The 24,495-nt window shown below is 71.1% G+C and carries 14 protein-coding genes and 1 pseudogene; 7 read left to right on the forward strand and 8 right to left on the reverse strand.

From position 1 onward, the window contains the following. Positions 1-66: 66 nt before the first annotated feature. On the reverse strand, positions 67-5,001 hold the full coding sequence (locus tag ACFQ2D_RS03660) for an alpha-2-macroglobulin family protein (RefSeq protein WP_280940835.1): 4,935 nt from the start codon (positions 4,999-5,001) through the stop codon (positions 67-69). Between the two features lie 390 nt (positions 5,002-5,391). Beyond that, positions 5,392-7,983 carry a DNA gyrase subunit A gene (gene gyrA / locus ACFQ2D_RS03665; protein WP_280940834.1) on the reverse strand — a complete coding sequence of 864 codons (2,592 nt, stop codon included), beginning with the start codon at positions 7,981-7,983 and terminating at the stop codon, positions 5,392-5,394. Between the two features lie 335 nt (positions 7,984-8,318). Here gyrA and ACFQ2D_RS03670 point away from each other — a divergent pair, with 335 nt between their 5' ends. From ACFQ2D_RS03670 to ACFQ2D_RS03700, 7 genes and pseudogenes are all read left to right on the forward strand, one after another. Further along, positions 8,319-9,104 (forward strand): CPBP family intramembrane glutamic endopeptidase, encoded by a 786-nt coding sequence (locus ACFQ2D_RS03670; protein ID WP_280940833.1) that lies wholly within the window; start codon positions 8,319-8,321, stop codon positions 9,102-9,104. A gap of 108 nt (positions 9,105-9,212) precedes the next feature. Then, on the forward strand, positions 9,213-9,605 hold the full coding sequence (locus ACFQ2D_RS03675; RefSeq protein ID WP_280940832.1) for a GntR family transcriptional regulator: 393 nt from the start codon (positions 9,213-9,215) through the stop codon (positions 9,603-9,605). Beyond that, on the forward strand, positions 9,602-10,492 hold the full coding sequence (locus ACFQ2D_RS03680; RefSeq protein WP_280940831.1) for an ABC transporter ATP-binding protein: 891 nt from the start codon (positions 9,602-9,604) through the stop codon (positions 10,490-10,492). Before ACFQ2D_RS03675 ends, ACFQ2D_RS03680 begins: the two co-directional genes overlap by 4 nt. Continuing rightward, positions 10,489-11,157, forward strand: coding sequence for an ABC transporter permease (locus ACFQ2D_RS03685; protein ID WP_280940830.1), 669 nt, complete (start codon positions 10,489-10,491; stop codon positions 11,155-11,157). The genes ACFQ2D_RS03680 and ACFQ2D_RS03685 overlap by 4 nt, the downstream gene beginning before the upstream one ends. Positions 11,158-11,169: 12 nt before the next feature. Continuing rightward, positions 11,170-12,300, forward strand: a pseudogene (locus ACFQ2D_RS03690) (acyltransferase family protein); the annotation flags it as partial. A 102-nt stretch (positions 12,301-12,402) separates the two neighbouring features. Continuing rightward, a complete protein-coding gene (locus ACFQ2D_RS03695; RefSeq protein ID WP_280940966.1) occupies positions 12,403-13,338 on the forward strand; it encodes an ABC transporter ATP-binding protein in 936 nt (311 codons plus the stop codon). Further along, on the forward strand, positions 13,335-14,126 hold the full coding sequence (locus ACFQ2D_RS03700; RefSeq protein WP_280940829.1) for an ABC transporter permease: 792 nt from the start codon (positions 13,335-13,337) through the stop codon (positions 14,124-14,126). The genes ACFQ2D_RS03695 and ACFQ2D_RS03700 overlap by 4 nt, the downstream gene beginning before the upstream one ends. A gap of 52 nt (positions 14,127-14,178) precedes the next feature. Here the strand turns inward: ACFQ2D_RS03700 and mtnA are convergent, their stop codons facing one another. The 6 genes from mtnA to smc form a co-directional block, all read right to left on the reverse strand. Further along, the gene (mtnA, locus tag ACFQ2D_RS03705; protein ID WP_280940828.1) at positions 14,179-15,249 is read right to left on the reverse strand and encodes an S-methyl-5-thioribose-1-phosphate isomerase; all 1,071 of its coding nucleotides are present in this window, start codon (positions 15,247-15,249) and stop codon (positions 14,179-14,181) included. A gap of 31 nt (positions 15,250-15,280) precedes the next feature. Then, complete coding sequence (gene epmA, locus ACFQ2D_RS03710) at positions 15,281-16,231, reverse strand: EF-P lysine aminoacylase EpmA (RefSeq protein WP_280940827.1); 951 nt, start codon at positions 16,229-16,231, stop codon at positions 15,281-15,283. Continuing rightward, positions 16,228-16,695: a GNAT family N-acetyltransferase gene (locus tag ACFQ2D_RS03715; RefSeq protein WP_280940826.1), complete on the reverse strand. Its 468-nt coding sequence runs from the start codon at positions 16,693-16,695 to the stop codon at positions 16,228-16,230. Before ACFQ2D_RS03715 ends, epmA begins: the two co-directional genes overlap by 4 nt. Then, positions 16,692-19,196: an NAD-dependent DNA ligase LigA gene (ligA, locus tag ACFQ2D_RS03720; RefSeq protein WP_280940825.1), complete on the reverse strand. Its 2,505-nt coding sequence runs from the start codon at positions 19,194-19,196 to the stop codon at positions 16,692-16,694. The genes ACFQ2D_RS03715 and ligA overlap by 4 nt, the downstream gene beginning before the upstream one ends. A gap of 851 nt (positions 19,197-20,047) precedes the next feature. Then, positions 20,048-20,791: a cell division protein ZipA gene (zipA, locus tag ACFQ2D_RS03725; protein WP_280940824.1), complete on the reverse strand. Its 744-nt coding sequence runs from the start codon at positions 20,789-20,791 to the stop codon at positions 20,048-20,050. 28 nt (positions 20,792-20,819) lie between these two features. Then, positions 20,820-24,323, reverse strand: coding sequence for a chromosome segregation protein SMC (smc, locus tag ACFQ2D_RS03730; protein WP_280940823.1), 3,504 nt, complete (start codon positions 24,321-24,323; stop codon positions 20,820-20,822). Positions 24,324-24,495 lie beyond the last annotated feature (172 nt).

Genomic DNA, 24,495 nt, shown 5'->3' on the forward strand with positions numbered 1-24,495 from the left:
CCGACCGTCCCCTGCACGGGAGACGATCCAAGCCTCAGCGCGTCGCGACACGGAGCGCCTGCGCGCTCACGGCTGCACCACCGTGATCGTCGCGGGCGCCGCGCGCCCCACGCCGCGGATGTCGGGACGGTACATGTCTTCCACCAGCGGGGGCGGGACGGTGTAGCTGCCGGGCGTGACTGCGCGCACGAGGTAGAACACGCGCGCGGTATCGCCGCGACGCAGGTCGAGCGCGGCCACGTAGCGGTCGTCGCGGAACTCCTCGTGGCGCACGGTGGCGGCGCTCTCGCGGTCGCTGACCGTGATGCCATCGACCACGACATCGGCCCATTGCTTCGCGTCGCCGAGGTTGAAGTTCTCGATCTCGAGACCGGCTGGCAGCAGATCGGTGACCAGGGCGTCGCGCATGTCCACGTCCGCGGTCAGCGACAGCGCCACGATCAGCGCCTCCCCCTCCTTCAGCGGCGCCGGCGACCATGGCTTGCCCTCGGTGGTGTACAGCGTGCGCTGGACGCGGACACGGCTCTCGTCCATCGCCGGCGCGTCCACCGGCACGCCGGCCACGTCGATGGTCACGAACAGCGGAGGTTCGCCCACCGGCTCGAAGCGCACGCCCTTGGCCAGGGTCGTGGCGTCGTAGGTACGGCCGACCATGCGCGCCGGTGCGACCGGCTGGCCCACGCCACCTTCCACCAGGGTGCCCGACACGTCCCTGCCCGCGGCCGACACCAGCGCCCGGCCCAGCCGCGCCAGCGCGATCTGCTCCTGCGTGCTGAGGTACAGGCGCCCGCCGCCGCGGCGCGCATCCAGGTCGCGGCCGATGTCGGTGGCCTTCGCGTCCCAGGCGGCGCGGGCGAGGTCGCGCTCGTGGGTGAGCGCGATCATCAGCGCGCGGTCGCGCAGGTCGCTGCCGTAGTCCCACAGGTAGCGCGGGCGCGACGGCGGCTTGTCGAAGGCCTGTTCCAGCGCCTTGTCCCCGCGCGCCCGGTCGCCCTGCAGCGACAGCGCCAGCCCGAGGTGGGCCAGCGACAGCGCGGTCAGCGACTTCCCGCGGTCGTTGTCGTACAGCGCGCGCAGCGTGCCCAGCGGCGCGCGGTTGACGCGCGCCAGCACGTAGCCCGCGTGCGCCTGGTAGGCGAAGCGCAGGTGTTCGCGATGGTCGTGGCCGTAGAACTGCTCGCCGCCGGCCAGCAGGTCCTCGCCCAGGCGCTCGAGCGCCTTCTGCAGCATCTGCTCGGGCACGTTGAAGCCGGCGTCGCGCGCATCGAGCAGGAACTCGGCGATGTACGGGGTCAGCGCCGGATTGACGTAGCCGTCGCTGCCCCACATCGAGAAGTGTCCCGAACGCAGCTGCATCGAGGCCAGGCGCCCGAACGCGCCTTCCACGTACTGGCGGCGCTTCGACGCATCGACGTCGCGGATGCCCAGCATCGCCGCCGTCGCCTCGTCCAGCTGCAGGGCCGCATAGCCCTTGCTGGCGGTCTGCTCGGCGCAACCGTAGGGATAGTCGAGCGCGCCGCGGATCGCGCTGGCGAACGGAATCGGCGGCAGTGCGCTCACCGTGAACTGCGCGGTCACCGAACCCGCCATCAGACCCTGCGCCAGCGACGCGTCCAGGCTCACCGGCGTCGCCGACTGCAGCACCTGGCTGCGCGAGCGCAGCACGGATGGCCAGGCCGGACGCACCGGCAGGTCGTAGCGACGGTCGACGCTGGCGCCGTTGCCGTCCACGCGCACCCGCACCTTCGCCACCTCGTAGCCGGTGCGCGCGACCAGCGGGAAGTTGAGCGTGGTCTTGCCGTCCGCCGCCAGCTCGACGCTGCGCGTGCCTTCGCCCACGTCCAGCGGGCCGATGCCCTCGACGCGCACGTCGAAGCGTCCGGCCTTGCCGGTGAAGTTGGTCAGGTCCAGCGTCACCGTGGCGCGGTCGCCCGGCGCCAGCACGCGCGGCATGCTGGCTTCGGCCACCACCGGCGCGCGCGCCACGGTCTCGACGTCGCGGCTGCCGTAGCTGTCGGCCGAGTACACCAGCGCCGACACGCGCAGGGTGCCGTTGAAGTCGGGCACCTGCAGGCGCAGCCTGGCGTTGCCGCTGGCGTCCAGGCGGACCGGCCCGGAGAACAGGTCGACCGTCTGCACCCGCGCGGTCGGGCGGCGCGCCTGCGGCATCGCCGCCAGCGGCATGTCGCCGCCGAAGCGGATGCGCGCGGTGCCGCCTTCGAAGCTCTCGATCACGCGGCCGTACACGTCCCAGGCGTCCACGCCGAGGCGGCGCTGGGCGAAGAAATGCGCGCGCGCATCGGGCACCGGGTAGCGGGTGATGTTGAGGATGCCGACGTCGACCGCCGACACCGTCGCCCAGGCCTCCTTGCCCGCCAGCTGCGGCGCGCTCAGCACCACCTGCATCGGGCCTTCCGGCTTGATCCGCCCGGGCACCTTGAGGCCGACCGCGACGCGGCGGTCGTGCCGGTCCATCGGCACGTGCGCCACGCCCACCGCGCGCGCCGGCGTGACCTTGCTGGTGGCGCTGCCGCCGCGGAACACCAGCGCGGTCACGTACACGTCGTGGCGCTCCCAGTCGGCGGTGACCGGAATCTCGAAGCGGCTGCCGGCCTTCGCGTCGATGGCCTGCACGTACAGCATGCGGTCGCTCTCGACCATCAGCAGGCCCTTGCCCGGATGCGGCGGCGTGACCGTCACCGTCATCCGGTCGCCGGCGCGGTAGGCGGTGCGGTCGAGCGCCAGCTTGACCTTGTCCGGCCGCGCGTCGAGGCCGCGGTTGCCGTCGCCCCAGCTCCAGCCCGCGCGGAAGGGATAGCGCGTGACCAGCTTCGTCTCCGGATCGAGCACGTCGATCCGGTATTCGCCCCACTCCACAGGAAAGTCGACGCGCACCGCGCTCGCGCCCGCGTCGACGGCGCGCGTCTCCACGTTCTCGAAGCGGCTGCTGTACTCGTATTCCCAGCCGCCGTCCTCGTCGTGGCGCCAGTGGTAGTCCCGGTGTTCGCGCACCAGGGTGACCTGCAGCCCCGCGAGCGGCCGCGGCTTGCCGGCGCTGTCCACGCGCAGCAGTTCGAAGCCCGCACTGGCGTTGGCGTCGGTGCCTTCCTTGTCGTCGAACAACGGACGCACCGCGACCAGCGCCTGCGCCGGCCACAGCACCCGACGCAGGCTGCGGTTGACGCTGCGGCCGCCGCTTTCGAAGAGGCTGCCAGACACCACCGCCGCCACCGGGGTCGTCGGCTTGACCTCCTCGGGCAAAGCGATGTCCTGCTGGAGCCTGCCGCGTTCGTCCAGCGCCGCGTCGATGATGTCGCGCGCATCCTTCGGCAGCTGTACGGTCGGATCGCCGAAGAACCAGCCGGGCATGCCGTCGACCGGATGCTGCTCGACCGAGACCGCCAGCCGTGCGGTGAAGCGGTTGCCCGCCGCCGGGGCGCCGTACAGGTAGGCGCCGGTGGCCTGCAGCCGCAGCGGCTGGCCCGGCCGCAGCACCGCGCTTGCCGCATCCAGATCGAGCTTCATCCGCTCGGGCAGGAACTCCTCGATGCGCAGGCGCATGCCCTGCACCGCCTCGCGGCTGGACGGGTCGGTGCGGAACTCCACCTGCCAGCGGCCGGTGGGCGCGTCGGCCGGCACCTGCTTTTCGAAGCTGTAGTAGCCCAGCGCGCCGGCCTGCAGCCGGGTTTCGAAGAACGGCTTGCCGTCGGGCTGCCTGAGCCGCACGAACAGCGCCTGCGCCTTGCCGTCCTTCGCCGCGACCGGGCGTCCGTCGTGGTCGCGCAGCAGCGCCGACACGCGCACCGTCTCGCCGGGGCGGTAGAGATCGCGGCCGGACCAGGCGAACACGTCGAACCAGGCCGACTCGCGCCCGGACACCGCGAACTCCGACAGGTCCAGCGCCGGCTGGTTGAAGGGCAGCATCGCCACGTCGTTGCCGCGGCTCGCCACCAGCACGTGTGCGGCGTCGATGGTGTAGTCGGCCAGCGCGTTGCCGTTGCCGTCGGTGGTGGCCTTGTAGATCGTCTCGCCGCGCGCGTCGAGCACCCGCAGTTCGGCGTTGCCGACCGCCGCGCCGTCGTGCAGCGAGGCGGTGTGGACGAACAGCTTGTCCTTGTAGGCGCGGGCGTGCAGGCCCAGGTCGCTGACGGTGAAATAGGCGGTCTCGAACCTGTCCTCGAACGAGCCCGTGCGCTTCATCACCGCGAAGTACAGGCCGGGCTGCTGCAGTTCGGCGATGTCCTGCAGCGGAAGGTAGGTCAGCACCCGCTCGTTGCGCTCGCCCCCCAGCACGAAGCGGTTGACGTAGACCGGCTCGGCCATCTGCGCCAGCGGCGTGCGCTCGTTCCAGCGGCTGTCGAGCTCCCAGCTGCCGCGGCGGCCACCGCGCTGGAACTCGGAGAAGAATTTCGGCAGCGAGCCCTCGCGCACGCGCAGGAACTCGACGTCCACCTCGGCGACGTTGACCGACACCACCGGCAGCCCGCGCGATTCCCTGGCAGGCAGCACGCTGCCCTGCGAGGCGAAGCCGACCACCGGTTCGAGTTCCCCGGTATAGACCTTTTCTTCCAGAGCGGCCGTTAGCCGGGTGCCGTCGGCCGCGGTCAGTCCGGCGGCGATGCGCAGGGTGTAGTGGTGGTCGGGCTTGACGTGCGGATAGCGCAGCACGGTCCCCGAATCGTCCAGGGTCCAGCTGCTGGGCTCGGCGACCGGCTCGGCGAAGGTGACCAGCCTGTCGAAGTCCTGCGTGCCCACCAGCGGTCGGGAGAACTCCAGCGCGATGGCGAGCCCGTCCCCACCCTGGTCGGGAAAGGCGCGCACCAGCCCGAAGCCCTCGACCTGCTGGCGCTGGGCCTGGATCGCCTCGCCGCTGACCGCAGGCAGCTGTCCACTCTCGTTGCGCTTGCAGGCGGCAAGCGCCAGCAGCAGCAAGCCGACCAGGACCAGCCCCCGGCCGGCACGTCCCCATGCCCGCCTGCCGACGCGCGCCATCCGTCCCATAGCCCCCTCCGTGCGTTTGCCGGGAAGTATAGTCAGGGCGGCTCGCGACGAGCCCGCCCGAGCAGGTGCGCGGTAGTCCACGACGCCATGGGCCAACCCCGAGCGAAGGCAACGGCAAGCGGGTCGCGGCGAGCCGCGTCCCGGCGGCCGTTCTGCGCGCGCGTCGGGGCAGAGTAAGCGTGGATGGCATGCGCGGCACGCCGCGCATCCACGCGAACGCCCGGCACGCTGGGCCGGCCGGACCGCGACTCGACCCTGGCCAAGCGAAAAACGATTCGCGGTCGACAGGACGCGGCGTCGACCCGGGGCCGCAAAGGGCCCATGCACGCCGGATCAAGAAAAAGCCCGCCAATCGGCGGGCTTTTTCCCTACCCCGATGCGCGACCGGGCTCAGGCCTCGGGACGCGCCTCGCCTGCCGCCTCGGTGGCAACCTCGGCTGCACCGTCGTCCTCCTCGAGCGAGGCATCCACGCGCTCGATCGCCTGCAGGCTCTCGCCTTCGCCCAGCCGGATCAGGGTCACGCCCTGGGTGTTGCGGCCGACCTGGGAGATCTCCGAGGCGCGCGTGCGCACCAGGGTGCCGCCGTCGGAGATCAGCAGGACCTCGTGCTGGTTGGACAGCTGGATGGCGCCGACCAGCTTGCCGTTGCGGGCGGTGGTCTGCAGCGCGATCACGCCCTGCGTGCCGCGGCCCTTCTTCGGGTATTCCTCCAGCGGCGTGCGCTTGCCATAGCCGCGTTCGCTGGCGGTGAGGATGTCGCCCTCGCCATCGACCACGACCAGGCTGCACACGCACTCGCCCTCGGCCAGGCGGATGCCGCGCACGCCGGTGGCGGTACGGCCCATCGCGCGCACCGAACCCTCGTCGAAGCGCACCGCCTTGCCGTTGCTGGAGAACAGCATCACGTCGCGGCTGCCGTCGGTGAGTTCGGCATTGACCAGGGCGTCGCCCTCGTCGAGGTTGATCGCGATCTTGCCGCGCGCCAGGCGGAAGGCGAACTCGGTGAGCGGCGTCTTCTTGACCGTGCCGTTGCGGGTGGCGAAGAACACGAACTTGTCCGGCTCGTACTCGCGCACAGGCACCACCGCCTGCACCTTCTCGCCTTCCTCCAGCGCGATCCAGTTGATGATCGGGCGGCCGCGCGCGTTCGGGCCGGCGTCGGGCAGCTGGTGGACCGGCAGCCAGAACACGCGGCCGGCGCTGGTGAAGGTCAGCAGGGTGTCGTGGGTGTTGACCAGCCACAGCTGGTCGATGAAATCCTCGTCCTTGGTCGCCGCGGCGTTGCGGCCGCGGCCGCCGCGCTTCTGCGCGCGGTAGGCGGTGACCGGCTGGCGCTTGGCGTAGCCCGCGTGCGAGAGCGTGACCACCACGTCCTCTGGGGCGATCAGGTCGAGGATGTCGAGGTCTTCCTCGCTGGCGCGGATCTCGCTGCGGCGTTCGTCGCCGAACTCTTCCTTGACGTTGCGCAGTTCGGTGCGGATCACCTCCAGCAGCACTTCCGGATCCTCGAGGATCTCGATCAGGCCGCGGATGGTTTCCAGCAGCTGGCGGTACTCCTCGGTGAGCTTTTCCTGCTCCAGGCCGGTCAGGCGGTGCAGGCGCATCTCCAGGATCTGCTGGGCCTGGGTGTCGGTGAGCTGGTAGCCGTCGGCCAGCAGGCCGACGCCCTTGGGCAGGTCCTCCGGGCGCGAAGCCTCGGCGCCGGCCGCCTCGAGCAGCGCGCCCACCAGGCCCGGCTGCCACAGGCGCGCCAGCATGCGCTCCTTGGCGACCGCCGGGTTCTCCGAGGTCTTGATCAGCTCGATCATCTCGTCGATGTTGGCGAGCGCGACCGTCAGCCCCTCGAGGATGTGCGCGCGGGCGCGCGCCTTGCGCAGCTCGAAGATCGTCCGGCGGGTCACCACCTCGCGGCGGTGGCGGACGAAGGCCTCGAGGATCTGGCGCAGGTTGAGCAGCTGCGGGCGGCCGTCGACCAGCGCCACCATGTTGATGCCGAACACCGACTCCAGCTGGGTCTGGGCGTAGAGGTTGTTGAGCACGACCTCGGCCGAGTCGCCGCGCTTGATCTCGATGTAGATGCGCATGCCGTCCTTGTCGGACTCGTCGCGCAGCTCGCTGATGCCCTCGAGCTTCTTTTCCTTCACCAGCTCGGCGATCTTCTCGATCAGCCGCGCCTTGTTCACCTGGTAGGGGATCTCGGTGACGATGATCGACTCGCGGCCGTTGTCGGCCACCTCGACGTCGCACTTGGCGCGGATGCGCACGCGGCCGCGGCCGGTGCGGTAGGCCAGGTGGATGCCACCCACGCCGTTGATGATGCCGCCGGTGGGGAAATCCGGGCCCGGGATGTATTCCATCAGGCCGTCGATGTCGATCTCCGGGTTGTCGATCAGCGCGATCAGCGCATCGACGACCTCGGACAGGTTGTGCGGCGGAATGTTGGTGGCCATGCCGACCGCGATGCCGGCCGAGCCGTTGACCAGCAGGTTCGGGAAGCGCGTCGGCATCACCGACGGCTCGAGCTCCTTTTCGTCGTAGTTGGGCTGGAAATCGACGGTTTCCTTGTCGATGTCCGCCATCAGCTCGTGGGTGATGCGCGCCATGCGCGCCTCGGTGTAACGCATCGCCGCGGCGGAGTCGCCGTCGACCGAACCGAAGTTGCCCTGCCCGTCCACCAGCATGTAGCGCAGCGAGAACGGCTGGGCCATGCGCACCAGGGTGTCGTACACCGACTGGTCGCCGTGCGGGTGGTACTTACCGATGACGTCACCGACGATACGCGCCGACTTGTAGTACGGCTTGTTGCTGTGCGCGCCAAGCTCGTTCATCGCGTGCAGCACGCGGCGATGCACGGGCTTGAGGCCGTCGCGGACGTCCGGCAGCGCGCGCCCCACGATCACGCTCATGGCGTAATCGAGGTAGCTGCGCCGCATTTCGTCTTCGAGGTTGACCGGGATGATTTCCTGCGCGAGATCGGTCATCGAGTTGCTTGCGTCCTGTGTATGCCGGGCTTCCCCGCGGCTGCCGGCAGCCGCCCGGAAAACGTGACGGCGGGCCTGTCGGCCGCGCCGGAATCAATCGCGGAATGCTATCACGAACGCCGTCTTTTCGCCAGCATATTCCTGCGCGAAAACAACCACTTGCGGATCCTTGCGCGGCGACAGCCGCATCGCTCCCGCCCCTTCGCCATCCGGATCTCCGACGCCGTCCGCGATACGTTTCCGGATCGGCCGCCAGCAGCAGTGCCTGACAGCTGTCAGTACAGCGGGGCGGCCCGCAGCTCCACACTGTCCGCACCCGCCCGCATCCGGTCCCGATGAGGTCGAGCGCACCGTCCCCGCTTCCGCGCCTGTTGCTGTTCGCCATCGCCCTGGTGGTGCTCTGGCGGCTGACGCTGGGAATGCCCGAGGTTGTGTCCGACCGGCGCGCGCAACGTATTGCGCAAGGCGTGCTGCTGTCGGCCGGCGTCGTCGCGCTGGTCTGGGGCCTGCTCCGGTACGACCGGCTGCCCTGGCGCGTGGCGGGATGGAGCGCGGCGGCAGGCAGCAACCTGCGCGCCTTCGCCGCGGGTATCGCACTGTGGCTGCTGCCCGCCGCCGCTGGCGTGGCCCTCTGCCTGTGGCTGGACTGGGCGACGCTGTCGCCGCGCCCGGGGGCGACGAATCCGGCCCTGCTCCTGCCGGGCATCGCCCTGGCCGTTCTCCTGTCGGAGGCCCTGCCCGAGGAACTGGGGCTGCGCGGCTACGTCCAGGGCCTGGTCGGGCGGCACGCGCCGGCGTGGGCCGCCCTGCTGGCGCAGCTGGCGGTATTCGTCGCTTTCGCCTGGGCGGTCGGCGCGCTGGATTCGCTGCAGCAGTGGATGTTCGTGCCGGGGCTCGGGTTGATCCTCGGCTATGCGCGGGCGCTGTCGGGCCGGCTGTGGACCTGCATCGGCATCCACTGGGCCTGGATGACCGCGACCCAGTGGCTGTTGGCCGCGTTCGACATCGGCGGCGCGCAGACCCTGCTGTTCGTGGCCTGCGTCCTGCTGCCCTCGACCACCATCGGCATCGTGCTGGGCCTGCAGCGGCCGGACTTCGACTGGCGCCGGCGCGAGCGCTGAGCACCGCTGCGGCCGATCCCGACCTTCGCGCCGGCCTGAAGACCCGGGTCTCCCGACAGACGGTACTTTCCCATCGCGCCCCAACTGTGCATACACTATATGCACAGTATGAACACTGACCTCCACATCTCGCAGACCGATGCGCGGCCCATGTATCTCCAGATCGTGGAGCAGGTGCGCGCGCGCATCGCGTCCGGGGAGTGGCCTGCCGGCCAGGAGCTTCCGTCGATCCGGGCGCTGGCCGCGGCGATCCGGGTCAGCGTGATCACGGTCAAGCGCGCCTACCTCGACCTGGAGTCCGAGGGCGTGATCGTCACCCGCCACGGCAAGGGCTCGTTCGTGGCCGACAGCGGCCGCGGAAGCGCGGCGAGCGAACTGCAGCAGCAGAAGCTCGACGAGCACCTGCGCGGGGCCGCCGACATCGCCCGCCAGCTGGGCATGACCGACGAAGAACTCGAAGCACGACTGCGCAGCGCGCTGCGCGCCGGGAGCACATCATGAGCACCACCGCCCACCTGCGCATGCGGGGCGTCAGCAAGGCCTACCGCTTCTTCCAGCTGCAGGGGATCTCCTTCGACCTGGAGCCCGGCGAGGTACTGGGCCTGGTCGGGCCCAACGGCGCCGGCAAGAGCACCATCCTGCGCATGGCCATGGGCATGCTGGCGCCGGATGCGGGCGAGATCCGCGTGCTGGGCCACCCCATGCCATCGGCGCAGGCCGAGGCCAAGCGCGATATCGGCTACGTCTCGGCCGACATGCGCCTGGTCCCGAACGCGACCATCGCCTGGCACATGGCCTTCGTGTCCTCGGCCTATCCGGGCTGGGACGCGGACTACGCCGCGACCCTGCTGCGCCGCTTCAACCTGCATCCGCAGCAGGCGACGCGCACGCTCTCGCATGGCGAGCAGGTCAAGGCCGCCATGCTGCTGGCGCTGGCGCGGCGGCCCCGGCTGCTGGTGCTCGACGAGCCCGGCAACGGCCTGGACCCGGTCGCGCGCCAGGAGCTGCTGACCGAATTCATGGACGTGCTGCGCGACGACAGCCGCTCGATCCTGTTCTCATCGCACAACACCGTGGACGTCGAGCGCATTTCCGACCGGATCGCCTTCATGGACCGCGGGCGGCTGCTCGAATGCAGCGACAAGGAGGCTTTCCTGGAGCGCTGGCGCCGCATCGAGGTGCAGCTCGAACCCGGCGCCACCCTGCCCCCGCTGCCGCACATCGTGGCCGAGTCCGGCGAGGGCCGCTTCCGCACCCTTACCACCAACCGCTTCGACGAGGCACAGCTCGCGCAGCTGGGCGATGCCGCGCGCGGCGTCCAGCGCATGAGCCTGGAAGAGATTTTCGTCGCCAACGTCATGCATCACCGGGAAGCGCGCAATCCATGAACGGTATCGTCTTCCGGCTCATCGCCAAGGAACTCCACGTCCACCGCTGGATGATGCTGGCGACCGCCGCCGCGGCGGCGCTCTCGGCGCTGGCCTGCGCCTTCGGCGGCGTGGCCTTCAACGTCGGCGCGATCGCCTGGATCACCGCGGTGATCGCCGGCGGGGTGATGCTCGCGATCTACGGCGTGGCCAACGAGCGCAAGGAACAGTCGCTGCAGTTCCTGCTCGCCCTGCCGGTCTCGATTCCGCAGTACGTGCTGGCCAAGACGTTCGGCCTTGTGCTGTCCTTCGCCCTCCCCTGGCTGGCCGCCACGCTCTCGGCCGTGCTCCTGGTGCAGGCCTCGCCGGCGGTCCCCGACGGGATGCTGCCCTTCGTCGTGGTGCTGTCCGGCTACCTGCTCGCCAACTTCGCCATCGTGCTCTGCGCGGCGCTGCATGCGCGCTCGGAAGGCGCGATGACCGCCGCGATCATCCTCACCAACATGTCGGTCAGCGTCTTCATGTTCGTCGTCGGCGCCCTGCCGGGTATCCGCAACCATCTCGACGCCGCCGCGCCAGTGTGGAACGGCACCGTGTTCAACGTGCTGCTGGTCGAGGCGCTGGTCCTCGTGCTCGCCATCGCCCTGCCGCAGCTCACCGTGGCGCGCCGCCGCGACTTCCTCTGAAAGGACGCCGTCATGTCCCGTATCGACCCGCAGCGCCTGCACGCGCTCGATGCCGTCCGCGGTTTCGCGCTCCTGCTCGGCGTGGCCTTCCACGCCGCCCTGTCCTTCATGCCGGGCTGGCCGCCCGGGCTGTGGGCCATGAACGACAGTTCGCCCAGTGCCTTGCTGGGCGACGCCGCCTTCGTCTCCCATGTATTCCGGATGACGCTGTTCTTCCTCATCGCCGGCTACTTCGCGCGGCTGCTGCACGGGCGCTTGGGGACCGCAGGATTCTGGAAGAACCGCGCCCTGCGCATCGGCCTGCCCCTGGTCGCAGGCTGGGTAGTGCTGTTCCCGCTGATTTCGGCGGTCTGGGTTGCCGGCCTGACCAAGGTGTTCGGCGGCACTATTCCCGAGATGCCGGCGATGCCGAAGGTCGCCGGCGCGTTTCCGCTCACCCACCTGTGGTTCCTGTACCAGCTGCTGCAGTGCTATGTGCTGGCGCTGCTGGTAGCGGGGCTGGTCGCGCGCATCGATCGCGGGCAGGCGCTGCGCAGCATGGTCGATCGCCAGGTTTCGACGGTACTGCGGCTGCCGGTCGTCGTCCTGTTCGTGCTCGCCCTGCCCGTCGCCGGCACCCTGCTGCCGCTGTCCAACTGGTTCTACTGGACCGGCATTCCCACGCCCGACCGGAGCCTGGTCCCGCAGCTCGCGCCGCTGGTGGCGTACGGCACCGCCTTCGCCGTGGGCTGGCTGCTGCATCGGTCCGCCGACGGACTGGCGACGCTGGCACGCCACTGGCTGCCGAACCTGTTGGCCGGCGCGCTGGCCGCGGCCTGGATGCTGGTGAGCATGCGCGCGACGCCGATGGCGCCGGATGGCGTGCCCGCCAATCCGCTGGTGCTGATCGAGGGGGCGGTGCTGACCAAGGCCGGCTTCGCGCTCATGCACGGCGTGGCCGCCTGGGGCCTGGCGCTGGGCCTGACCGGCGCGGCGCTGCGCTGGCTGGACGGCTACAGCCCCGTGCGCCGCTATGTCGCCGACGCCTCGTACTGGATCTACCTCGCGCACCTGCCGGTGGTCGCCGCGCTGCAGGTCTGGGTCGGGCACTGGCCGTTGCACTGGAGCCTGAAATACCCCGTCATCCTGGCCGTCAGCTTCGCCGTGCTGTTCGCCAGCTACCACTGGCTGGTGCGGCCGACCCTGATCGGGCAGTTGCTCAACGGCCGTCGCGTGCGCCGGGGCAAAGGCGACGCTCCGCAGCCGATGCCGCCTTCCCCCGCACCGCGCGGGACGCGCACGACGCAGCCGCATGGCGCAGCGCCCGTGGCCGCCCTGCAGGGCATCACCCGCAGCTTCGGCGGGGTGACCGCGCTGGACCGTTTCGACCTGCAGCTGCGCCGCGGCGAGCTGCTGGCCCTGCTCGGTCCCAATGGCGCCGGCAAGACCACGGCCATCTCGCTGTGGCTGGGCCTGCTTGAACCCGACGCCGGCGCGGTCGACCTGCTCGGCGGCCCACCGCAGGACACCATGCGCCGCCAGGGCCTGGGCGCGATGATGCAGGACGTCGAACTGCCGAAGGAGCTGACCCCGCGCGAGCTGGTGCGCCTGGCCTCGAGCTACTACGCCGATCCGCTCGACCTCGACGAATGCCTGCGCCGTGCCGGCGTGACCGGGTTCGCCGACCGCGCCTACGGCAAGCTCTCCGGCGGCCAGAAGCGGCTCGCGCAGTTCGCCGTCGCCATCTGCGGGCGGCCGCGCGTGCTGTTTCTCGACGAGCCTTCCGTGGGCCTGGACGTGCAGGCGCGCGAAGCGCTGTGGACCAGCATCCGCGGCCTGCTCGCGACGGGCTGTTCGATCGTGCTCACCACCCATTACCTGGAGGAAGCCGAGGCGCTGGCCGACCGCGTGGCCGTCGTCGCCAGGGGACGCCTGATCGCCTCGGGCAGCGTCGACGAGATGCGCGCCCTGGTCGCGCGGCGCCGGATCAGCTGCGAGACACGGCTGGGCGAAGCCGAGGTTGCCGGCTGGCCCGGCGTACAGGAGGTCCGGCGCGAGCGCGACCGCCTGCACCTGACCGCCGTCGATGCCGAGCGCGTGGTGCGCCGACTGCTGGCCGAGGACCCGGCCCTGTCGCGGCTGGAAGTGCGCGAGGCCGGGCTCGGTGAAGCCTTCAACACCCTCACGAAGGAAGCCGCATGAACACCATCGCCCCCGCGCTGCCGTTGCCGAGACCCTCCGCGGGACGCGTGCTGCGCGCCTACGCCGAGGAGGCGCGCTGCGAGGCGCTGCGCATGCTCCGCAACCCTGGACTTGCCTTTCCGGTACTGCTGATGCCGGTCGCGCTGTACGCCCTGATCGCACTGGCGGTGGCCGGCAAGGCGACCGCGGAAGATCCCGCGGCCGGCGTCTTCCTGTTCGCCGCCTTCGCGGTGATGGCGGTCAGCATGCCGGGGCTGTTCGGCATCGGCGCCTCGCTGGCGATGGAGCGCGAAATGGGCCTGCTGCGGCTCAAGCGCGCCCAGCCGGCGCCCATCGGCAGCTGGCTGGTGGCCAAGCTCGCCTGCGGCCTGGGCTTCGGCGTGCTCGCCTACCTGCCGATCCTGGCCACGGCCCTGCTCGCCGGCCGGCTGGAGTTGGACATGGGGCGCATCGTCCTGCTGAGCATGGTGCTGATCGCGTGCGCGATCCCGTTCTGCGCGATGGGCCTGATGATCGGCACCCTGTTCAAGGGCAGCGCCGCCCCGGGCTACGCAAACCTGGTCTACCTGCCGGGCTGCTACCTGTCGGGCATGTTCTTCCCGCTGCCCGAATCGCTGCACTGGCAGGTGCCGGCATGGCCGCAGTTCCACGTGATCCAGCTGGCGATGCATGCCGCGGGCGTGGAGAAATTCCAGTTCGAACCGCTGGCGATGGCGATCGTCTATTCGGTCGGCTTCACCGTGCTGTTCAGCGCGGTGGCGATCTGGCGGCTGGCGCGCAAGGGGTGAGCGCGGCCGCATGGCGTATCGCCGCCGCGCGACCGGGCGGCGACTACGCGGATCAGGCGGCGAACAGTGCCCGCATCGACGCGGTGTCGGGGTGCTGGACGATGCCCTTCTCGGTCACGATCGCATCGATCAGCGAGGCCGGGGTCACGTCGAACACCGGGTTCCAGGCCGGCACGCCCTCGGCCACGGTGCGCTGGCCGCCGACGCCGTAGAGCTCGGCGGGATCGCGTTCCTCGATCTCGATCAGATCGCCCGAGGCAGTGTCCATGTCGACCGTCGAGGACGGGGCCACCACCATGAACTTCGCGCCATGGTGGCGCGCGGCGATCGCCAGCTGGTAGGTGCCGATCTTGTTGGCGGTGTCGCCGTTGGCGCAGATGCGGTCGGCGCCGACCACCACCCACTGCACCGCGCCGGTCTTCATCAGGTGCGCGGCGGCGGAGTCGGCGATCAGGGTGGCCGGGATGCCGTCCTGCAGCAGCTCCCAGGCGGTCAGGCGCGCGCCCTGCTGCCAGGGACGCGTCTCGCCGGCGTAGACCTTGCCGATGCGACCCTCGGCGACGCCGGCGCGGATCACGCCCAGTGCGGTGCCGAAACCGGCGGTGGCGAGCGATCCGGTATTGCAGTGGGTCAGCACGCCGCTGCCCGGCGCGACCAGCGAAGCGCCCAGCGTACCCATCGCGTGGTTGGCGGCGAGGTCCTCGGTCTCGATCGCACGCGCCTCGGCTTCCAGCGCCGCGCGCCAGTCCATGCCCTCGCCCGCCCGCGCGCGCAGCAGCGCGGCGCGCATGCGTGCCAGCGCCCAGGCGAGGTTGACGGCAGTGGGGCGCGCGGCGTTGAGCCGCTGCAGCGCCGGCTCCAGCGCCTGCGCCGCGGCCTCCGCATCGGTGGCCTCGACCTCGCGCGCGGCCAGTACCGCTCCCCAGGCGGCGGAGATCCCGATGGCCGGCGCGCCGCGCACCGCGAGCGCGTGGATGGCTTGGGCCACTTCGTCGCTGCTACGGCAGGCCAGGTACTCCACCACGAAGGGCAGCTTGCGCTGGTCCAGCAGTTCCAGCGCGTCGCCGGTCCAGCGGATCGGGCGGATGCGGTCGTAGCGGGCGTAGTCGATGACCTGGTTCATGGCGCCATTCTACGCCGCGGCAGGCGACGGCTCAGGCGCGGTGGAAGTCGTAGGCCAGCACGTCGGCGATGGCGCCGGTGCCCAGCATCGCCATCAGCAGGCGGTCGATGCCGAGCGCGACGCCGGCGCAACCGGGCATGCCGGAGGCCAGCGCCTCGAGCAGGGCCTCGTCGATCGGAGGCTGGACCGCGCCGCGGGCGGCGCGGACCGCGTGGTCGCGTTCGAAGCGGGCGCGCTGTTCGGCAGCGTCGGTGAGCTCGTGGTAGCCGTTGGCCAGCTCCAATGGGCCGAGGTAGAGCTCGAACCGCTCGGCCACGTCCACCTCATCGCGACGCACCACCTTGGCCAGCGCGCACTGGCTTGCCGGATAGTCGTACATCGCCAGCAGCTGGTCCTGCGGAAACGCCGGCTGGATGCGATGGGTCATCAGCAGGTCGAGCCAGTCGTCGCGGGTGAGGCCTTCCGGGTCGATGGCACCGTCGAAGGCCGCGCGCAGTTCGTCGACCGACGCCGTCATCGGATCCAGGCCCAGCGCCTCGCGATAGACCTCGCGAAACGAGGCCTTGCGCAGCGTCGCCCTACGGCCGACCAGGCCCAGCGCCGCGCGCACCAGCGTGGCGGTCTCGTCGATCAGCGGGTCCAGCGTCCAGCCGACGCGGTACCACTCGAGCATGGTGAACTCGGGATTGTGGCGGCCGCCGGCCTCGCCGTCGCGGAACACGCGTCCCAGCTCGTAGCAGTCGCCGAGACCTTCGGCCAGCAGCCGTTTCATCGGGAACTCGGCCGAGGTCCGCAGCCAGCGCGTGCGCGGCCCGCCTTCCGTGCGGCCGGTGAATTCCAGCTGGAACGAGGCGATGTTCGGGTCGGTGTTGCCGGCGCGCGAGAGCACCGGCGTCTCGACCTCGAGCACGCCGCGCGCGTCGAAGAACTCGCGCACCAGCCGGTTGAGCCGGGCGCGCAGGCGCAGCGCCGCGTGGTTCATGCCGACTCCCCTTCCAGCACGCGGGTGAGGATGTCGCGCTGGTCGTCGCGGAAGCCGTTGCGCAGGTAGAGCGTTCTCGCGCGCGGGTTGTGGTGGTTCACTTCCAGCCGTGCGACCGCGGCGCCCTGCCCCCGCGCCCAGTCGCAGGCCGCCGCCAGCATCGCGGTGCCGAGCCCGCGCCCCCGCGCCTCCGGCGCCAGGTACAGCTCGTCGACCAGCACGTGGCGGCCGCCCTGTTCGATGCTGAAGCACCAGCCGAGGATGAGATAGCCGACGCACGCGCTGTCGACTTCGGCGAACAGCAGCGCGCCCAGCGCCGGATCGGCGAGCAGCTGGTCGAGGCCGCGGCGCACGCGGCCCTCGTCGAGCGGAATGCGCTCTTCGGCATAGAAGCTGCGCAGCATGTCGAACAGCCGCGGCAGCTCGTCGGGCTGCACGGGCCGCAAGGCCATCTGCGCGCTCACGCATGCTTCCCGAGGAAGTCCAGCAGCTGCGCCTCGTCCCAGACTTCGATACCCAGCTCCTGCGCCTTGGCGAGCTTGGAGCCCGCGGCCTCGCCGGCCACCACCAGCTGCGTCTTCTTCGAAACGCTGCCGGCCACCTTGGCACCCAGCGCCTCGAGCCTTTCGCCGGCTTCGTCGCGGGTCATCGCCGAGAGGCTGCCGGTCAGCACCACGGTCCTGCCATCGAGCGGGCCGGCCGCGCGTCCGGCTTTGGCCGGCGCGGCCTCCAGAAGGCGTCGCATGGCAGCATCGGCGGCGCGCAGTTCCGCCAGCGCGTCCTCGTCGGCAAGGTAGGCGGCGAGGTTCTCCGCGCCCGCGCTCGACGCGCCCGCGCCCGCCCAGCCGCTGGCATTGGCGCGCAGCAGCGCGTCGAGCGTGCCATAGGTCTCGGCCAGCCGTTCCGCGCTCTTGGCGCCGAGCTTGTCGACCGGCAGCGTGCCGAGCAGGTGGGCCAGGCCCAGCCGTTCGCGCAGCGCGGCCGAGGGCGCGCCCTCGTCGGTGAGAGCGACCCCGGCCGCGAGCAGCGCATCGACCACGGCAGCATTGCCCGGCTGCTCGAAGAAGGTCGCGATCGAGCGCGCGACTTCCGCGCCGATGTCCGGCAGCGCCTGCAGCAGCACGGCGGGTGTGGTCCGCACGAACTCCAGCGTGCCCAGCCACGCCGCCAGCGACTTGGCCGTGGTCTCGCCCAGGTGCGGGATGCCGAGCGCGAACAGGAAGCGCGGCAGCGTCGTGCGCTTGCTCGCCTCGATCCCGGCCACCAGATTCTCCGCCCAGCGCGTGGCCAGCTTGCCGGACACGTCGACGGCCAGGTGCCGGCGCAGGAACGCGGCGTTCTTCCACTCCATGGCCTCGTCCGCGAGCGCCCTCTGCCCTGCGATATCCAGCGCCAGCGCGCCGCGGCTGTCGGACACGGCCGCCAACAGCTCGGCCGTCGTACCCGTGTCGAGCGCGGTCTTCATCCGCACCAGGTCCTCGACCGTGAGCGCGTACAGGTCGGCCGGCGAATGCACGAAGCCGAATTCCACCAGCGCCTCGGCTTGCCGGTCGCCCAGGCCTTCGATGTCCATCGCGCGGCGCGAGGCGAAGTGGCGCACGGCCTCCTTGCGCTGCGCCGGGCAGGACAGCCCGCCGCTGCAGCGCCAGGCCGCGGCACCCTCCTCGCGCACCAGTTCCGAGCCGCAGACCGGGCAATGCGACGGCATCGTCCAGGGCACGGCACCCGCCGGACGCCGTTCCCTGATTACCCGCACGATCTCGGGAATCACGTCGCCAGCGCGGCGCACGATCACCGTGTCGCCCTCGCGCGCATCGAGCCGCGCGATCTGGTCGGCGTTGTGCAGCGTCGCGTTGGTGACGGTGACGCCCGCGACCTGCACCGGTTCGAGCCGTGCGACCGGCGTGATCGCGCCGGTGCGTCCGACCTGCACCTCGATCGCGCGCAGCACCGTCGACTGTTCCTGCGCCGGGAACTTGTGCGCCAGCGCCCAGCGCGGCGCGCGCGAGACGAAGCCCATCTCGCGCTGCTGGTCGTAGTCGTCGAGCTTGTAGACGACGCCGTCGATGTCGTAGGGAAGCGCATCGCGCAGCTTGCCGATGCGGCGGAAGTAGGCCAGCAGGCCGTCGAAGCCCTGGGCGGTGTCGACCTCGGGCGCCACCGGGAAGCCGAAGCCGCGCAGCAGGGCCAGGGTCTGCGAATGGGTCTCGGGCAGTTCCAGCCCCCGCACCTCGCCCACGCCATAGGCGAAGAAGGCCAGCGGCCGGCGCCGCGTGGCCGCGGGATCGAGCTGGCGCAGCGACCCGGCCGCGCCGTTGCGCGGATTGGCCAGGAGCTTCTCGTTGCGTTCCAGCGCCGCCGCGTTCCATGCCTCGAAGGCCTTGCGTGGCATGTAGATCTCGCCGCGCACTTCCAGCACCGCTGGCGGCGGTGCGTCGCCGGCGCGCAGGCGCAGCGGCACCGCGCGCACCTGGCGCAGGTTCGCGGTGACGTTCTCGCCGGTGCTGCCGTCGCCGCGGGTCGCGCCCTGCACGAACACGCCGTCCTCATAGCGCAGGCTGATCGCCAGCCCGTCGAGCTTGGGCTCGACCGAGAACACCGGCTCGGCGATGCCCAGCTTCTGTTCGATGCGGCGTTCGAAATCGGCGACCTCGGCGTACCGTTCGCGGTCGTCGGCGTCCTCCGGCACTCCTGCGGTCTCGAAGGCGTTGGCCAGCGAGAGCATGGGAACGGCGTGGGCGACTTCGGGGAAGCCGCCGTCGGGCCGGGCGCCGACGGTGCGGGTCGGCGAGTCGGCGCTGGCCAGTTCGGGATGCGCCTGTTCCAGCGCCTCGAGCTCGCGCATCAGCGCGTCGTACTCGGCATCCGGGATCGAGGGATCGTCGAGGACGTAGTAGCGGTGGTTGGCGTCTTCGATGCGCGCGCGCAGTTCGGCAACGCGGGCGGTGGCGGCGGGCTCTGGCATGTGCGGAATTGTAGGATGCGGCGCCGGGTTTGGCTGTCACATGCGCCTGGTGCGTGGCGGCCTGACGGGTCCCACTGCGATCGGCGGGCTTCCTTTGCGAACGCTCCCTGCATCCGCCGGGATGCTGCGCGCGCTGGATGTCACGGATGCCTGGCACAGGGCGCCCCCGACATGCCTCATCGCGACCGGCGGGCTTCCTTCGCGGATACCCCCCTGGACCCGTCCGATGCGACGCCCCGATCGGCTGTCGCTGGCGCTGGTACGCGGCGACCCGAGGGGCCTCACCGCAGCCGGCGGGTTTCCTCCGCGAATGTCCCCCGGCGTCCGCCTGGCGGCGGACGCCTCCTCCTTGATTTCGCTGCGGAAGCCCGCCGGCCGCGGCGAGGCTCGGCTTGCTCATGGTTTGGCGCGCACTCCTGCGCAGCCTGGACGGGTGCGCGGGGTGTCCGTCACGTCCGCATCTTCGGGCGCCGCGACGGATGCCGTCCCGGCTCCCTACCTCAAGGATTCCTTTCCCGCGGGACGGGACGGGACAGAGCGCCAGCGACGCGGCGCCCTTATCTGGACCCCTTCCGCAATCGCAGCGGAAACCGGGCAACGCACTGCCCTGCAGGTATCAGGAATGCCGGGCGCTTTCTCGATCCGCAGCCGAGCCCCGCCGCGGGCGTGGGCCCGCGCAGCAAATCAAGGAGGAGGAATCCGGCGAGGCGGATTCCGGGGGACATTTGCGGAGCGGGCCCGCCGTTCGCGGCGGGGCCCCACAGGTCTGGGCGCCAGCAGGCAGGATCTGGTTCGCGGCCGGTCCTCCAGCCAGCGGCGTCAACCGCGCATGCTGTGCCCGGGGACAGGACTTACCAGCGCGGACTGCGCGTGACCGGCGGAACTTCGTGCTCGCGGTCCCAGGCGCGCAGCTCGTCGCGCAGCCCTGCGATGCGCTGGCGGCCGAGCGCGTTGCGCGACTCGTCCAGCAGCACGCCGTCCAGCAGTTCGGCCATGCGCTGCGCGGCCGGCAGCATCGCGTCCCAGGCGTCGAGCGCGCTCACCGGCGCCGGCAGGGTCAGGAAGAAGGCGATCGCCGGCGTTTCCAGCGACTGGATGCTGGCCATCTCGAAGCTGCCGGGCTTGCGGATGTTGGCCACGCTGAAGATCGGCCCGCGTTCGGGATGGCTCTCGACCAGGCGGTGGAACACGTTCATGTGCCCGTAGGTCAGGCCGGCCTTCTCGGCGGCGACCACGATGTCCGGCCCGCGCAGCACCTGCCCGGCCCTGGCGGCGACGTAGAGGGTCACGATCTTGTCGAAATCCTCGCTGACGCGCTTGCCCAGTTCGCTGTTGGGCGAGGCTGTGCCGACGCTCTCGTCGAGCAGCTCCATCTCGGTCTGCACCACCTGCTCGCCGGTCGCTTCCGGGGCGCCGGCCAGCTCGCGCTCGATCTGCGCGCCCAGGGTGGGTTCGAGCCGGCCGGCCTCGTCGCGCTCCTCGCGCGGCAGGCGCCGTCCCTGTCCCCGGCCCTGCCGCGGGCGCGTGCCGAAGTACCAGATCGCGGCCAGCAGGATCAGGCCGGCGATCAGGATGCCAATGCGCAGTTCGGTCATGCAGGTCCTCCGGGACTGGTGCGGGGGCTCACGCCGCGCCCGCCAGGCGCGCGGCTTCGGCCAGGTCGACGGACACCAGCCGGCTCACGCCAGGCTCGCGCATGGTAACGCCACTGAGCTGCTGCGCGGCTTCCATGGTGGCCTTGTTGTGGGTCACGAACAGGAACTGCACCTGCTGGCTCATCTCCGAGACCATCGCGGTGAAGCGGCCGACGTTGGCCTCGTCCAGTGGCGCGTCCACCTCGTCGAGCAGGCAGAAAGGCGCGGGATTGAGCTGGAAGATCGCGAACACCAGCGCCACCGCGGTCATCGCCTTCTCGCCACCTGACAGCAGCGAGATGTTGCTCACGCGCTTGCCCGGCGGGCGCGCCATGATCGCCACGCCGGTGTCGAGCAGGTCGTCGCCGGTGAGTTCGAGATAGGCATGGCCGCCGCCGAACAGGCGCGGATAGATTTCCTGCACGCCAGAGTTGACCCGGTCGAAGGTGTCCTTGAAGCGGCCGCGGGTCTCGCGGTCGATCTTGCGGATCGCCTCCTCCAGCGTTTCCAGCGCCGTCGTCAGGTCGGCGTCCTGCGCGTCGAGGTATTCCTTGCGCTGCGCCGCCTCGGCGTGCTCCTGGATCGCGGCCAGGTTCACCGGCTCCAGCCGGCGCAGCTTCGCGTCGAAGTCGACGACCATCTTCTCCCAGGCCGGCGCGGTGGCCTCCTCGGGCAGGCCGGCGATGGTCTCGTCCATCGCGAAACCGGCCTCGACGACGGCCTCGGCCAGTTGCCCGGCCTTGATCTCCAGCGCCTGCTGGTCGAGCCGGCGCTGCGCGATCGCCTCGCGTTGCGCCAGGGCCTGCTGCTCGCGCTCCTGGCGGGTGCGCTCGAACACGCGCAGCTCGTTGTCCACGCCTTCCAGCGCCGAACGCGCCGCGGCCAGGTCCTTCTCCGCGATCACGCGCTGCTCCAGCGCCGCCTGGCGCTGCTCTTCCAGCGCGACCACCGGCGCATCGCCGTCGGCCAGCTGCGAGGCCAGCTCGCCCAGGCGCGCGTCCAGCTGGCCGCGCTGGCCGCCCATGCGCTGCAGCGCCTGGGTCAGGGCCACCACCTGGGCACGCTGCGATTCGAGGGTGAGCGCCAGTGCGTGGGCGGCGTCGCGGGTCTCGCGGGCGGCGGCGCGGGCGGCGTCGCGCGCCTCGGCCAGGCTGCGGCGCTCGGCCTCCAGTGCGCTGCGCGCGGCCTCGAGCTCGGCCATGCGCGCAACCGCGTCCTCCAGCCGGGAACGGGCTTCGCGCGCCTGCGCAGCGCTGTTGTCGATCGTCTCGACCAATTGGCCGAGTTCGGCCTCGATCTTCTCGATCCGGGCGCGGGCATTGTCCACCCGCCCCTGCTGGCCCTGCAGCTGCCCGGCCAGCTCGGACACGCTGCGGTGCGCGGCGTAGAGCTGCCGCTGCGCGTCCTCGCGCTGCTGCTCGGCGGCAAGCAGGCGTTCGCGGCCGGAGGCCAGCGCGGCTTCCAGTTCGTGCTCGCGCGCCTGCAGCCGCTCGATGTCCGCGCGCAGCTGTTTGATCTCGCGTTCGCGCAGCAGCGCGCCTTGCTTGGCCGCGCCCGAGCGCACCACGCGCACCCAGCCGCTGCCCAGGCGCTCGCCGCCGCGGGTGATCACCGACTCGCCCGGGTCGAGCCGCGCCTGCAGGGCAGCGGCTTCGGACAGGTCCTCGGCCACGTGCAGCCGCGCCAGCATCCGGCGGATGGCCAGCGGGCCCTGCACCTTCGCCGCCAGCGAGGTCGATGCGAATGCGTCCTCACCGGTTCCGGCCGCGACCAGCGCCAGCCGCCCTTCGCCAAGGTCGGCCAGGGCCTCGACCAGGGTCTCGGGCGCCTCCACCAGCACGCCTTCGATCAGCTGCCCCAGTGCGCCCTCGACCGCGTTCTCCCAGCCCGGCTCGACGCTGAGCTGCTCGCCCACGCGGCGCGCGGAATCCAGGCCGTGGCGGCGCAGCCATTCGACGGCGGCGCCCTGCTCCTGTCCCAGCGCGGCGTGCTGCAGGGTCTCGAGCGAGGACAGGCGCCCGCGCGCTTCCTGCGCCTGCTTGCGCACGTCCGACAGCTCGTTCTGGGCGCTGCGCTGCTGGTCCTGCAGGTCGAGCGCGGCCTGCTTGCGCGCTTCGAGCTGCTCGTTGAGCCCATCCAGCGCCAGCTTCTGCTCCTCGTGGCGCAGGGCGATGGCCTCGAATGCCTCCGACAGCGATTCCAGGTCCAGCGCGCCGCGCTCGGACTGGAGCTGCTCGCGGCGCCGGTCGGCGTCCATCGACTGCCGGTCGAGGTAGTCCACGCGCGTGCGCTCGACGTCGCCCGCGCGCGAGGCCTCGTTCTGTTCGCGGTTGTGCGCCTCCCAGCGCTGCTGCCAGTCGGCCAGCGCCTCCTCGGCGGCACGCAGCGCCTCCTGGCGCACCTCGTCGTCCTCGCGCAGCGCCTCGAGCCGCGGCTCCGCATCGGCGATCGCCGCCTGCAGGTCCTCGAGCCGCGACTGGTCGCCGCTGATGTGGGCGCCGATCTCTTCCAGCGCCTGGCGGGCTTCCTCGCGCGCCTTGTGCAGGCGCGCGGCCATCTCGCGCTGGTGCGCGATCTGCTGCTCGATCCGCGCCAGCGTCCCCCCGACCTCGTAGTTCGCGGCCTGCACCCGGCTGAGCGCGGCGCTGGCCTCGTCGCGGCGCACACGCCCGGTTTCCAGCTCGCGCTCGGCTTCGCGCTGCTCGGCGATCAGCTGCTCCAGGCGGGTTTCCTCCTGCGCCAGGCCCTGGCGCAGCGCCTGCAGCTGCGCGTCCAGCGCACGGAATTCCAGCGCCTTCCACTGCGCGTCGCGGATCTTCCGCTCGGCCTGGATGGCGGTGTACTGCTCGGCCTGGCGGGCCTGGCGGGCCAGGTGCTGGAGCTGCTTGCCCACCTCCTCGCGCAGGTCGTTGAGGCGGTCGAGGTTCTCGCGGGTGTGGCGGATGCGGGTCTCCGTCTCCTTGCGGCGCTCCTTGTACTTGGAGATGCCGGCGGCTTCCTCGAGATAGACGCGCAGCTCCTCGGGCTTGGCGTCGATGACCTGCGAGATCATGCCCTGCTCGATGATCGAGTAGCTGCGCGGGCCCAGGCCGGTGCCGAGGAACAGGTCGGTGATGTCGCGGCGGCGGCAGCGCGCGCCGTTGAGGTAGTAGCTGCTCTGGCCGTCGCGGCTGACCGTGCGCTTGACCGAGATCTCGTTGAAGGCCGCGTACTCGCCGCCGACGGTGTGGTCGGAGTTGTCGAAGACCAGTTCGACCATCGCCTGCGAGACCGGCTTGCGCGCGGTGGAGCCGGCGAAGATCACGTCGGTCAGCGAATCGCCGCGCAGGCGGCTGGCCGAACTCTCGCCCATCACCCAGCGCACCGCGTCGATGATGTTGGACTTGCCGCAGCCGTTCGGACCCACCACGCCGGTCATGTTGGTCGGCAGGTGCAGGGTGGTGGGGTCGACGAAGGATTTGAATCCGGCGAGCTTGATCGTGGACAGGCGCATGCGGCGTTCGGGGCCCCGGCCGCGCCCGCAGGCACGGCTCCTATGGTTCTTGCAAAAAGGTAGAAATGACGCTCAAGTCATTGATTCGAATGGAATGGGGCGAACCCCAATCCCGATCCGACCCGCGAGTATAACGAGCGCCCCGCCCGCCCGTCGCGGGGCCGCCCGCCTG

The sequence above is a fragment of the Luteimonas composti genome (genome assembly GCF_042678665.1).
Classification (GTDB): Bacteria; Pseudomonadota; Gammaproteobacteria; order Xanthomonadales; family Xanthomonadaceae; genus Luteimonas; species Luteimonas composti.